The organism is Neiella holothuriorum (assembly GCF_019457915.1).
Lineage (GTDB): Bacteria > Pseudomonadota > Gammaproteobacteria > Enterobacterales > Neiellaceae > Neiella > Neiella holothuriorum.
In genome coordinates this window covers 33,757-46,490 of sequence record NZ_JAHZSS010000013.1, presented here as the reverse complement: position 1 = coordinate 46,490, position 12,734 = coordinate 33,757, and the positions used below count along the sequence as shown (strand labels likewise).

At 45.9% G+C, this 12,734-nt stretch carries 11 protein-coding genes; 7 read left to right on the top strand and 4 right to left on the bottom strand.

The window, feature by feature from the left end; translation table 11 throughout:
- Nucleotides 1–70: 70 nt before the first annotated feature.
- From K0504_RS11395 to K0504_RS11365, 7 genes are read left to right on the top strand one after another with little or no spacing between them, the layout of a single operon-like run.
- Nucleotides 71–1,273, top strand: a complete 1,203-nt coding sequence (locus tag K0504_RS11395) for a TIGR03087 family PEP-CTERM/XrtA system glycosyltransferase (protein WP_220104321.1) — start codon at nt 71–73, stop codon at nt 1,271–1,273.
- Entirely contained in the window at nt 1,273–2,733 is a 1,461-nt protein-coding gene (gene xrtA / locus K0504_RS11390) for an exosortase A (RefSeq protein ID WP_220104320.1), read from the top strand. Before K0504_RS11395 ends, xrtA begins: the two co-directional genes overlap by 1 nt.
- Nucleotides 2,718–3,596, top strand: coding sequence for an FkbM family methyltransferase (locus tag K0504_RS11385; protein ID WP_318837966.1), 879 nt, complete (start codon nt 2,718–2,720; stop codon nt 3,594–3,596). The genes xrtA and K0504_RS11385 overlap by 16 nt, the downstream gene beginning before the upstream one ends.
- A gap of 2 nt (nt 3,597–3,598) precedes the next feature.
- Complete coding sequence (locus K0504_RS11380; protein WP_220104388.1) at nt 3,599–4,192, top strand: acyltransferase; 594 nt, start codon at nt 3,599–3,601, stop codon at nt 4,190–4,192.
- Complete coding sequence (locus tag K0504_RS11375; RefSeq protein WP_220104318.1) at nt 4,185–5,552, top strand: right-handed parallel beta-helix repeat-containing protein; 1,368 nt, start codon at nt 4,185–4,187, stop codon at nt 5,550–5,552. The genes K0504_RS11380 and K0504_RS11375 overlap by 8 nt, the downstream gene beginning before the upstream one ends.
- A gap of 20 nt (nt 5,553–5,572) precedes the next feature.
- Nucleotides 5,573–7,018, top strand: coding sequence for an MBOAT family O-acyltransferase (locus K0504_RS11370; protein ID WP_220104317.1), 1,446 nt, complete (start codon nt 5,573–5,575; stop codon nt 7,016–7,018).
- Nucleotides 7,019–7,020: 2 nt separating this feature from the next.
- On the top strand, nt 7,021–8,016 hold the full coding sequence (locus tag K0504_RS11365; protein WP_220104316.1) for a hypothetical protein: 996 nt from the start codon (nt 7,021–7,023) through the stop codon (nt 8,014–8,016).
- On the opposite strand, the gene K0504_RS11360 is transcribed toward K0504_RS11365, so the two are convergent.
- The 4 genes from K0504_RS11360 to K0504_RS11345 form a co-directional block, all read right to left on the bottom strand.
- Nucleotides 8,017–9,933 carry an acyltransferase family protein gene (locus K0504_RS11360; protein ID WP_220104315.1) on the bottom strand — a complete coding sequence of 639 codons (1,917 nt, stop codon included), beginning with the start codon at nt 9,931–9,933 and terminating at the stop codon, nt 8,017–8,019.
- Nucleotides 9,933–10,718 carry a glycosyltransferase domain-containing protein gene (locus K0504_RS11355; RefSeq protein WP_220104314.1) on the bottom strand — a complete coding sequence of 262 codons (786 nt, stop codon included), beginning with the start codon at nt 10,716–10,718 and terminating at the stop codon, nt 9,933–9,935. Before K0504_RS11355 ends, K0504_RS11360 begins: the two co-directional genes overlap by 1 nt.
- A 326-nt stretch (nt 10,719–11,044) precedes the next feature.
- Nucleotides 11,045–11,761 carry an acyltransferase family protein gene (locus K0504_RS11350; RefSeq protein WP_220104313.1) on the bottom strand — a complete coding sequence of 239 codons (717 nt, stop codon included), beginning with the start codon at nt 11,759–11,761 and terminating at the stop codon, nt 11,045–11,047.
- A gap of 1 nt (nt 11,762) precedes the next feature.
- On the bottom strand, nt 11,763–12,722 hold the full coding sequence (locus tag K0504_RS11345) for an acyltransferase family protein (RefSeq protein WP_220104312.1): 960 nt from the start codon (nt 12,720–12,722) through the stop codon (nt 11,763–11,765).
- Nucleotides 12,723–12,734 lie beyond the last annotated feature (12 nt).

Here is a 12,734-nt window from a genome sequence, read left to right as displayed (position 1 = left end):
TGAAATTCAATGTTCGAGTAAATTTTCTTAATTCCCAGTGCACTCATGGGCGGGTATATGGAGCTTACTCATGAAGCAACCATTGCTCTATTTGTGCCACCGGATCCCATTCCCGCCAAATAAAGGGGATAAAATACGCTCATTCAACCAGTTGGCGTACTTATCAAAGAAGTTTGACGTTTACCTCGGTTGCTTTGTCGATGAACCAAGTGACATGGCATACACCAAGGAGTTATCTCAGTATGTCAAAGGCATGTACGTTCAGCCTCTTAACAAACGCCATGCCACATTTCGTGGCGTAATGAAAATGGGCCGCAGCAACCCGATTACACTACCCTACTATTTTGATCCGAAAATGGCTCAGTGGGTTAACAATACAATTGCCAACTTTTCCATTCGCAACATTCTGGTTTATTGTTCTTCCATGGCTCAATACGTTGATAGCCCACAATACCAAAAGCTTAACCGTGTCGTCGATTTTGTGGATCTGGATTCAGATAAGTGGCGTCAATACGCTAAAAGTCAGACATTTCCCAAGAGCTGGGTCTACAATCGCGAATTTAGAACTTTGCTTGCCTACGAACAAAAGCTCACTGAGCAGTTCAACGCTAGCGTTTTCATTTCCTCCAATGAAGTTGATCTGTTCTGCCAACTCAGCAATATCAGCAGTCACTCGCGTATTCATGCAGTTTCGAACGGCGTTGACCTTGCATTTTTCGACCCCCAATTAGTCTCATCAAGCTCCCGCACTAATACCGCGCCCACAGTCGTATTTACCGGCGCGATGGATTATTGGGCCAACATCGATGCAGTTCGCTGGTTTGTTAAACACGTTTGGCCATACGTCACCAAGCAAATTAAAGATGCGCGCTTATTAGTTGTAGGGTCCAACCCTTCAGATAAAATCCGCGAATTAGATGCATTTCCCAATATCGAAGTCACGGGTAAAGTTGACGATATTCGCAGCTACATTCAATCTGGCTGGGTTTCTATTGCTCCAATGCGTATTGCTCGTGGCGTTCAAAACAAAGTACTTGAAGCAATGGCTATGGAAATTCCCGTTGTAGCTACAAGCTTGGCAATGGAAGGATTAGTCACAACTACAGGATGTAACGTTGCCATTGAAGATAATGAAGAGTCGTTTGCTAACGCAGTGGTCGAACAGCTCGGGCAGCGCACCAATGCTCCAGAAAATCGCGACTGGATTGTTCGCCACTATCGGTGGGAAGAGCAATTGAACGTGTTATATCGGCTATTGGAGAAATCAGTCTAATGCCATTATTCGCCAAACTTGTCCTAGTGCAAATCGCTATCCTACTGATCTCCTGGTTTACATTATTTAACGCAACATTAATCAGCTTGGTGAATTCATGGAGTAGTTCAGACACATTTCAGCACTGCTATATCATCGCGCCAATTAGTTTATGGTTGATGTGGCGCCGGCGTTTTATGCTTGCTGAGGTTCACTATAAACCAGTACCTTTGTTATTAATTCCGGTATTGCTATCAAGTCTTCTGTGGTTTGCTGGTTCCTTGACGGGCATTCAGATCGCAGCTCAGTTTGCAGTTATAAGCTGGTTATTTTTTGCTGTGTGGGCATTGCTTGGCCACGACTTCTTTCGTGTTGGTTGGTTTCCTTTGTGTTACCTGTTTTTCATGGTGCCAATTGGCGATGAGATCGTTCCTCAGTTGCAAATTTTTACCGCCGATATTTCGGTATTCTTGCTTGCTTCAACCGGGATTCCTGTGTTTAGGGAGGGGCTCTATTTAGCAATTCCTAACGGCATGTTTGAAGTAGCAGTGGCCTGCTCAGGTATTCGTTATCTGATTGCGTCAGTTGCTTTAGGAACCCTGTTTGCCCACCTGCAATATCATTCACTTAAACGCCAATTATTATTTTTAGCCATAGCGGCAATTTTGCCAGTTATTGCTAATGGCATTCGCGCCTACTTTATCGTTTTAATTGCTTATATTAGCGATATGAAACTTGCTACCGGCGTTGATCATTTGCTTTACGGCTGGGTCTTCTTTGGTATTGTGATGTTTCTATTATTTTGGGTTGGTAACTATTGGCGCCAATCAATGGCGGAGCCTCCTTCTAAGATCCGTACTCTAGGAGCAGGGCCATCTAAAGCGCATTCTTATAGTGTATTGTTAGCTTCGTTAATAGCAGCAATCTCTATCACGGCATATGAAACAAATCGGTCCAATCAGCCAACGACAATCTTAGCGATTAATACAAATAAACTACCAAATCACTTTCAATCGGGCGAACTATCTTCTTGGCGCCCTAACTTTGTTAACGCTGACGATTATTATGAAGGGATAGCCCGCGGGAGTGCGCCTGCAGTCGAAATTTATATCGCCCTATACTCGAAAAATATTCAAGAACAAGAGCTGGTCAATTACCACAATCAATTTTTCGATAGAGATCATTTTACGCCAATAAAGCATCGGCTAGTCGATAATGGTGAAGCTAGCTATGGCGAATACCAGATCACTTCAACAACAGGCGATAAATTCACTCTTTATTACTGGTACCAACTCCCCAGATATCGGTCAGCGAACGCTACTGAGGTGAAACTGAACCAGTCATGGAGGACACTTACTTCCGGCCGCGATTCGGGAGCCATCGTCATTTTAGCCACCAGAACCAGTTCAAATAGCAAAACAAGATTAAAACGAGCCATGGTAGAAATACAACAAGTGGGGAACTTGTGGGAAACCGAATAGACTCATACTCACCACTTCCCTATGCACTGAATAAGTTAATCGCTTGGTATCAGTGCAGCAATGCTCCGCTCAAATATCGGTTTTGGCAAAAAACACGTCGCATGATGGCAAATAAAGTAATTCGCCATTATTTTTCAGGCCGCCCTTTCGACGTGCCTTGGGATCAATGGTGCTTTTGGCTCGAAAAAGGCCCTGCACAATATTATCCCGAAGAAATTATTCCATTTACGGAACAGTTGAACGCCTTCGGGCAGCCTTTTGATTTTATCGATCTGGGCGCCGATGTGGGCGTAGTATCTTTGGCCGTTGCCCAAAACTGCCCCAATATCAAGCAACTTCTCGCAATTGAACCTAATCCCGCAGCATATCAGCTGTTGCAAAAAAATATTGCTGCGTTACCTGTTCACGGGAGCACAATCAATGCTGCCATATCGGACTATGACGGTTCAGCAATGCTTCAATGCAACGCAACTACCATATCTGATCATGGCGGTTCAATAAGCTATGGGCAACCAGGGCAAACACAAGTATTTAAACTTGACAGTTTGATTAAACTCCTCCAGCCGGAACCAAGCGATCGATTGGCTGTAAAATTAGATGTCGAAGGCCAAGAAATGCAGTTTTTTGCCGGAGCCAGCCACACAATCAAGCAAGCAAGCAGGGTTGTACTATTACTCGAAGTGCATCCAAAAGTATTGACGCGCAATGACCAGACACCAGAACTTTTGTTCGAAGCAGCGGAAGCATTGCGCCCATTTAAGTGGTTTGTACCAGCAATAGGTAGCAGTGAAGTCGACCGAAGCAAGCTGTTTTTCGAGCAATTCGAACAGCAACAATATGACATTATAGGTGTTAGTCAATGAGGTTGAAAGTTGTAATCAAGCCGATATTTTTCGCTATAACTGCCATACTTATTAGTCCTGTCACGTTTTGTTACTTTGCCTTAGCGCAAATTGCTAATCGAGACGAGTTGATTTCAAGCTTTAGTCAGCTACTAAGCTTACTGCCCGGCAAAATCAGCTGCTATTTGCGGTCGGGATTTTATCGGTTTACGCTAACCAGCTGTAGCCCCGATGCCATCATCTGTTTTGGAACGCTATTGTCTCAGCGAGATACTGAGATCGGTTCCGGAGCATATATCGGCCCACAATGTAATATAGGCCGCAGTTCCATCGGAAAGAATACTCTTTTGGGAAGTGGCGTTCACATCATGAGCGGCAAAGGGCAACACAAATTCGACGACCTGAGCACCCCGATTCGGGAGCAGGGAGGAAGCTTCGAAAAAGTTTCTATCGGTGAAAACTGCTGGTTGGGCAACGGAACTCTGGTCATGGCTAATATTGGAAACAATTGCATCGTGGGGGCTGGTTCTGTCGTGACTAAAGCTCTTCCTGCCAACTCAATAGCTCATGGTAACCCCTGCCACGTAGTTCAGTACAGACGGAATGAGCATGGTTAATCAATTAAGACAGCTTATTGTCAAGATGATCAATTTATTTCTGCTAGGCCTCAGTTTTGGGCTTGGTTTTTTTGCCGTAGCTTTGATAGCCGCTCTCTTTTATAAAGGCGATGCTTCGGTTTCCAAAGTAGCGAATAAGGCGAAGCAATTTGCCGCGGTCTCATCACCGTTCCCAACGAATAATTACGAACTCAAAAACCACCAGCCCAGTCAGTTAATCCCCAACTCTCACGCGCACCTACTGACATCAAATATGCAGATCAAACCTCCCGCAGATTATAGCGTTGTCGATATCAAAACTAGCAGGGAATTCATCCTAGCTCTAAAAAAATTGAAGCCTAAGACAGCCTTTTACTTTGCTGATGGGATTTATCAATTTAAAAGGGGCATCACTATAAATCAGCCCAACATTATGCTGCTATCAAAGTCCCAACATCCCAGTAGCGTGATATTTGCTGGCAAAGGCATGATTAAGCTCCATAAGGCTATTAACCTCATTAATGTTAATAGCAGTGGCTTTGTTTTAGATGGTATTACGCTGAAGAAGAGCCCAAATCACATTATTCAAATTCGTTCTGAGCGACAGGCTAACTTTCCGATTGTTCGTAACTGCATAATCGAAAACGGCTACGAACAACTAATTAAGGTCAGTTACGACAAGCGCAACAAGCCCAATAACTTCTCCCATTCGGGTATCGTTGAAAATTGCATATTCCGCTATACCGAAGGCATAGGCCCGAATTACTACATTGGCGGCATAGATGCCCACGGCATTAAAAACTGGCAAATCCGAAACAATCTGTTTTTAGACATAGCCAGTCCTGGTAAGCGTATTGCCGAACATGCAATTCACATCTGGAACAACTCTGAAGGCACCATAGTAGAAGGCAACATGATCATTGATTCGGACCGCGGCATCGGCTTTGGCATGTTCAAACAAAACCAACACTCCAATATCAAATTCTCCCATTTCGGTGGAATAATTAAAAACAACTTTATATATCATTCCAGCAATGCCGATCCATTTGCTGATTCAGGCATTATCCTAGAGCAAAGTCCTTACACTAAGATTCTAAATAACCACGTTTTTCTTGAGCACAATTACGACCGCGCTATTGAATACAGATTTAACTCGACTTTCGACACTGTGATCGAAGGCAACAAAACCAATAAGAAGATCGCTTCACGAAATGGCGGCGGAACCTCTTCCATGAGAGGGAACAGCGAGCAGCTTTCGAGAGAAAAGTACGCAAATGCACTGGCACAACACATCGAACGCAGCAATTTACCTTACTTTATTGAAAAAGAAATAACTACTCACCTAGCTTCAACCTTTGCTTATAAAAGCAACGGGCTTTGAGCTAATAGGGGCATAAGGAAGTGTTATTTCCATCAGTTGAATTTATCTTTGTCTTTTTGCCGCTAACCTTGCTGTTCATCTGGCTTGGCACCAAGAGCGGCAAGGTTAGTCTTGTCAACTGCTTGCTGTTCACGTCGCTGATTTTTTATGTGCTACCGAACCTTGAGCATGCCTACATCATCGTCGGCTCGATTTTAGTGAACTACTTCCTCTCCTCAAAGATCCAGAGTGGTTCTGACACCACTAGCTTTCGACTGATGTGGCTTGGCATCATCTTTAACCTAGCCATTATCACCTATTTCAAGTACATGTACTTTTTTGGCGGGATCTACAATGGCCTGACTGGCAATGACATTAGTTTTGATAAGCTCGTACTCCCCGTAGGGATCTCGTTCTACACTTTCCAACAAATTGCCTATTTGGTGGACTCCTACAAATACCGCGACGCACAGTACAAGCTCAATGAGTACTCACTTTTTGTCTGTTTTTTCCCTCAGCTCATTGCCGGCCCTATTGTTCACCACAAAGAGATCATGCCGCAGATCTCGAACTTACTAAATCGTAAGATCGATCCTCACCTGATCAGCATCGGCGTGATTTTTTTCATTATTGGCCTGTTCAAGAAGATCCTATTGGCTGATAACTTTGCCCTTATCGCCAACCCGATTTTTACCGCCGCAGAGCCGGAAAGCATTGATACACTAACGGCCTGGATTGGCGCATTAGCCTACACCTTCCAGCTCTATTTCGACTTTTCCGCCTACTCAGAAATGGCGATCGGCTTAGGCTTAATCTTAGGTATCAAACTCCCGGTCAACTTCAATTCACCCTACAAGGCAGCCAATATCATTGATTTTTGGCGCCGCTGGCACATGACGCTCTCACGCTTCCTTCGCGACTACCTCTACATCGCACTAGGAGGCAACCGCAAAGGAGAAAGCCGGCGCTACATCAACTTAATGCTCACAATGCTCATCGGTGGCCTGTGGCATGGTGCTGGCTGGGGCTTCATTATTTGGGGTGGCTTGCACGGTTTTTACCTGCTCGTGAATCACGCTATGCAACACTACCTGCCAGGTGTTCGGTTGCACCGGATGGTTGGCGTGATACTTACATTCCTCGCCGTTGTGTTTGCCTGGGTCTATTTCCGCGCCGAAGAGCTTTCTACCGCCAATACGATTGTACTTTCCATGCTGGGTCAATCATCAGCGCTCATGCAGAGCTTTGAACTCAACCAACTGCTACACATCACCTTCCTACTAATTGGCTTTTTCTGTATCTGGGCCCTGCCAAACTTTGGCAAGTGGATTGGCTACACGGGAGTGGAGTGCAATCTTGAAACCATCAAGTTCAATACGGATCAGCTGCTTAAGAGTCCTTTGATGGTGGTCGTTGTCAGCCTAATGGTGGCTCTCTCCATGGCCTTTTTGCCTGAGCCTTCGGTCTTTATCTACTTTAACTTTTAGTCATGATTAGAAGCTTCTGGATCAAAGTCACCCTCTCCTCAGCGCTCCTGCTGGTCAGTATGCTGTTGCTTCCCCATAGCGACTACGTACGATACCAAAGCATTAAAACGGGTGTATACGCCAAATCCAAATGGCTCTATGAGCGCGCCAGCTTTGACGAAACACCGGTGAATGTCGCCTTTTTTGGCACCTCCCATACACTGATGGCGGCCAAAGCTCCTAAGTTACAAGCCAATTTAGAGCAGGAGTTAGGCAAAACGATTCACATCAGCAATTTTGCTATTCCTCAGCTTGGGCGAGATATGCATTACTCCCTGATGAAGATGCTGCTGTCGCAGAAAAAGCCCGATCTGGTGATCTTAGAGGTTAGAGAGTCTGAAGCGCGAGACCTGCACCCCGGCACCCACTATTTGGCGCCTGCTGTCGATTTGATTCAGGCACCGCTGTTTGTCAATTTGAGGTATATCGACAATCTCTATCGCTTGCCAGGCCGAAACTTCAAACTCTCTCTGGTTTCGCTATGGCCGGAACTATTTAACTACCAGGGGGAGTTCGACCCAGCGAACTATTCAGGTGAGCATTATGCTAGCGGTAACGATATGGACAGGATCACCCAGTCGGATCGAGAGAAGACGAAGGAGTGGCTCGATCGTGCTAGAAAGCGTAAAGGCTATTCCGCTCCCTACAAATACAATCAGGTGGGCTCGCTCAAAGAGTCGGTCTTCTTTAACGCAAACAACAGCTACTTTAAGGATATGATCGCTCTGCTGGCCACTCATCAGGTTGATGTGAAGTTCTTCTACCTGCCAGATTACAACACTACTTACCCACCGCTTAGAGACATCTACAGCCAGCATGCTGAGCTTATTAATCTGGGCTATGACTTTTATGCTAGACCGGAAGTCTGGGCCGACCTGGGCCACCTAAACTCGAAGGGTACCCAAGTTGCGACAGAGCAATTAACTCAGGCGCTAGTAAGCTATTACAACGCTAATTAGCTATTGCCGAAGGAGCTCTTGGGCTAATAGTCCCGCTCCATAAAGACTTAAATGGTCATCATCAAAGTAGAGCGAACGCCCATCTTTTTCGGCGGGACAAATTCCTTGCGGGCAAATAACATTAAAGCTTTTCACCTTGTGCACATTCTCCGACTGGAGTTGTTCAAAGCGCTGCAATACAAACTGGTTACGCTCAGCATACTGCTCAAATTCGGAGGCATGACCTAGATTGAGCCAAGGTGTCGTGTGGAAGATAGAGAACGGAAAGGAGCCCCTTTTAATATCAAGAGGCAACTCAGGTATCGGATAGATGAGGTAAACCTGCTTTCCAGCTTCAGAAAGAGCCTCAATTAACGACTTTAGACTTTGCCAGTAGGCCTCATTCACTTCCGCGCGATTTAGCTCACCTAACCCTAGGGGCTGCTTGGAGTGAGGTATTTCTGGTGCAGGAAATAAAGTTGCATACCGAAACCCCACAGCGACATGTTCAATCTCATCAGCCGCATTCAGGTAAGCCACCGAATCCTTAAGCCAGTTACTACAGCCAGGCATGGCGATGTCAAATGTGTATGCCGGAACACAGGCACTAAAACTCAGATGCTTTACACCTAATTGTTGCGTCTTAAGCTCTTGAGCCAATGCATAGGCGAGCTCCACCATGTGGCTATCTCCTAAAGTTGCCCAGGTCACCTTACCGTCAAAATAACTGCAAGCTTGCTCTGGGCTCAAATAGTGCTGTCCCGAGGTGTGACACCCTTTTCTTTTTGGGCTGTGCTCAACAGAAGCCAGTTCAAAATCCTTAGCATAACGAGCTTGCAGCCCCGAAGAGATATGACCTACCAAGCCAACCGAAGAGAAAAATACAATCGCAGCAGCAGATGCAGTAAAGATCACCTTCCTGCTCACTCTAGAGCGATTTCTAAAGGGACTTTCCACATAACGATAACTCAGCGCAGATACAGCAAAGACAACGGCCATGGCCATCACATAGAGGGCAGGTTCAGGTGTGCCAATCGATTTTTGTCGTAGCAGAGCAAAAAGCGGCTGATGCCAAAGGTAGAGGGAATAGCTAATCAGGCCAATGTAGACAAATGGCCGGAAGGAAAGAAGCCTAGCAACCAGAGTTCCGTTTGAGAAAGCGATGATGATGGCTGTCGCCGCTACGGGTATGACCGTAGGCCAGCCAGGGTGGCTAAAGGAATGATCAATCAAATAATAGCTCCCCAGTAAGGCTACCAAGCCAACAGCGGAGAGCAATTCTTTCACAGAGCCTGCAAGCCGCTCTGCCTTAACATAATACATAGCAACAATGCTTCCCATCAGCAGTTCCCAAGCTCTGGTAGGTAGCAGGTAGAAACTAGCACTAGGATCTCTGTTGGTCAGATAGATCGAATATGCCAAAGAGGCTAGAAAAATAATGAAGATGGAGCCCTGAAGAAGCTTTTTATTCGCCTTCAGCAGTAACAGAAGCAGAGGAAAGAAGATATAAAATTGCTCTTCAATGGCTAAGCTCCAAGTATGCAGCAACAATAGATCTTCCGCATTTGGCGAAAAGTAACCGCTGGTCAAATAGAAGTAGATATTCGATGCGAAAGCCATTACAGAAACTAGGCTTTGAGAAAACTCCTTCATGGGCTGCGGGGGTAAGAAGATCAGAGCCCCTAGGGTTGAAAAGATCAACACCAATGATAGTGCTGGCATAATGCGCCTAGCCCGGCGCTCATAAAACCTAACTATAGAGAAACGGTCCTTTTTGATCTCGTCAAGCAAGATAGAAGTGATCAGGTAGCCACTGATCACGAAAAAGACATCAACACCAAGAAAGCCGCCATGAATACTCAGCAAATCGGCATGAAAAAAGAGCACGGGAAGAATAGCAACCGCTCTTAACCCATCAACTTCACGCCTGTATTGCATTATGACTTTCCTTGTGACTGTGTGAGGAATCGCCGGGCACGATAAAAAAGATCGGCCACATTCGCTTTAATTTTCACCTTGTTTCCCGGGTTAAACCGGATCCCGTGGCGAACAAACTGAATGCTATTGCTGTCCCTACAGCAACGGCCATCTTGCCAGAAAGGTTCTATGTTCACGCCCTGCTCCCAAGAGCGGTAAACCAGAGTGAGCTGATCCCGATTTGATTTGTTCTCATCACACAAATCCTGCCAAACACCAGCCATAACAGCGTTGACCCCTGAATCATGGTGCCTGCGCCAAATCAAGTTATTTTCAAATAGGCCATTGTGCTTCGGGTAATTATCATTGCTCAGAGCAGATAAACTGTAAGAGAGCCTCTCTTCCACATCTTTACCTAGCGCCAGAATGGCCTTGCTCTCTTCGTACACGCAGTCCCTCAAGGGGTGTGCCGGTATCGCCATTTTGCAATCGGAGCGCGCTAGTTGATGATGGCGCCACTTAATAAAGTGCTTTTTAAAAATGCTGATATTGGCGTCGATATAGATAGAAAATAGATAGTCAGGGAAGAGCAGATGGGGGTGAAACTTGTAATAGCGATTTAACATGGAAGGAGGTAAGCCCTCCGGGTTCTCCACCTTTACAAATTCCCAATTACTGTCAGCGGGCCACTCCGAAGGGGCGGCATCGGTAAACATGACAAACTTAATATTTTCATCAACCGGCACGTATGGGTATTGGTCATACCCTCCAATCATGCAGCTATAGATGACTAAGCTCTGTTTCATGTATCCCTCTTCACTGCCGACCACTGAAGGCGTTTTGCCATTTGCTGCAAACTACGACTGTTGTTGTAAAAGAGCCGTAGGTATTTAAGCGATGGCTTCTCAACCCAGTAGACGAGGCAATAGGCGATCACCATAGAGAGTGCCATTGCGGCCACTATGGCCAAGTAGGGATTGAGGCCTTCTTGATAAAAGTGATTAATCACTATGTAACCAATATTTTGGTGCACTAGGTACAAGGCGTACGACAAAGTTCCCAGCGTAACCAAAACCTTTGACCGAAAGAGTGTACCCCAGCCTAAAACAACAAAACAGAACAGCGACGCCATCTATAAAAAGAGAAGAGACTCTTTGAAATTGTGGGTCATTAAAATAGAGCTAAGGCTACAGATCAGCAGTGTAATGGCCCAACGCGAAAGGGCACCATTTTTTAATTTGTAGAAGACGATACCCAGCGCAAAGAAGGGGATGTAATTCACGACCAATAACTTCTCGAGCTTCTGAAACAGCATGGAATCTGGATAAAACAGCTTCAGGCCAGTCGCGACGAGCACCCAAACAATAAAGATTTTGTCGACATGCTTAAGCTGTCCTGTGGAGAAAATAATCAGGAACCAGCAGTAGAAGATCAGCTCAAGAGAGAGGGTCCAGTAAACTCCATCAACATGGCTAAAGCCGAAATGCTCATGAAACATCATGAAATTTGCGAAGAAGGTCAGCCAATCACTCTCCCGCCCCGGCAGTGTGAACAGACAGATAGCAAAGAAAGTGATGATGAGTCCGGCCCAGTAAACAGGGTAGAGCCGGCTAAGTCTGGACCAGACAAAATCCAACGGCTTCTCCGAGCGCTGAACCGTCCAGTAGATCACAAAGCCACTAATGATAAAGAACAGGTGGACGCCATAGTAGCCGTAACGGAACAGGCCAAACACCTCAAACTGATGGCCGTAGATCTGATCATAGCGATAGAAATAGTGAAACAGCACCACAGCAAATGCGGCAACACCACGCAAACCATCCAATTCGAGAAAACGGGTTCCTTTCAAGTTAGCCCCCAGATGTTGCGGTAGCAGTCAATCTGCGCATGACGTGGTCTGAAAGTTTCTGGATCAGATAGGAGGCGGGCACAATGAGTAGGCTCAGAACCCCAACTAAATAAACCAGTTGGTGCACAGCCGCCTCCGGAAAAAAGAGTGCTTTAGCAGCAGAGAACAGGGGGCGGTGAAACAAGTACATGGCAAAGCTGGCATAACTTAGCCAAGCAACAACCTTCCAGTCTGGTAACCAGGATTCCATGCGGTAAACAAGACCAAAGGTCGCCAACGCCGAAAGCAGCACAAAGGCCACTTCACGGTACTCCCGGAACTCTCCCTTCAACAAACTCAAAAGCATGACCGCAGCAAGTCCAATAGCAAAACTCCAGGCAAGATGCTGCTGAATTTTAAATCGGCCGAGATAGAACCCTGCTGCAAAGCAAGGGAAATAGAGAATCACCCGAAAATCGACGCCTGCAGGACCTTCGGGCATCAGCTCATAGATGCCAATTAAAGCCGTGATGACGGCAAAGCCGAAGGCAACATAGCTTAGCTTCGAGCGACCAGCCCACTTCAGGGCTGGAGCAAAAAGGTAAAACGACATGATCATGCTGATAAACCACAAGGTCATCGGTGCCTCCCCCCAGAACATGGAAAGGCTCATTGTAGAAGCGAGCGCTGATTCACTAGTGATCAACCCTGCTACCCAAAACACGGCAACAGAAAGCAAATAGAGTGGGTAGATCCGAGCAACTCGCTTGATATAAAAACCACTAATCGTGCCGCGGGAAATGGATTTGGAAATAAAAAAACCAGAGACTAGCGCAAACAGGCCTAAAACGGTCTTGGCCAACATCAGGGTATACAGAGTGTAGTAGCCGGGGTAATGCTCGGTGTAATTAAAAAGGTGCCAATAGCCGACGATGTAAAGAACAGCGATGGCTTTTAAATAGTCGATACTAACAATTTTCACTACTCAGTCCTC

Bases quoted from the DNA above. Each gene is read 5' to 3' on its own strand.
- K0504_RS11395 (WP_220104321.1), top strand. From the start codon at position 71: ATGAAGCAACCATTGCTCTATTTGTGCCACCGGATCCCATTCCCGCCA.
- xrtA (WP_220104320.1), top strand. From the start codon at position 1,273: ATGCCATTATTCGCCAAACTTGTCCTAGTGCAAATCGCTATCCTACTG.
- K0504_RS11375 (WP_220104318.1), top strand. From the start codon at position 4,185: ATGGTTAATCAATTAAGACAGCTTATTGTCAAGATGATCAATTTATTT.
- K0504_RS11365 (WP_220104316.1), top strand. From the start codon at position 7,021: ATGATTAGAAGCTTCTGGATCAAAGTCACCCTCTCCTCAGCGCTCCTG.
- K0504_RS11360 (WP_220104315.1), bottom strand. From the start codon at position 9,933: ATGCAATACAGGCGTGAAGTTGATGGGTTAAGAGCGGTTGCTATTCTT.
- K0504_RS11355 (WP_220104314.1), bottom strand. From the start codon at position 10,718: ATGAAACAGAGCTTAGTCATCTATAGCTGCATGATTGGAGGGTATGAC.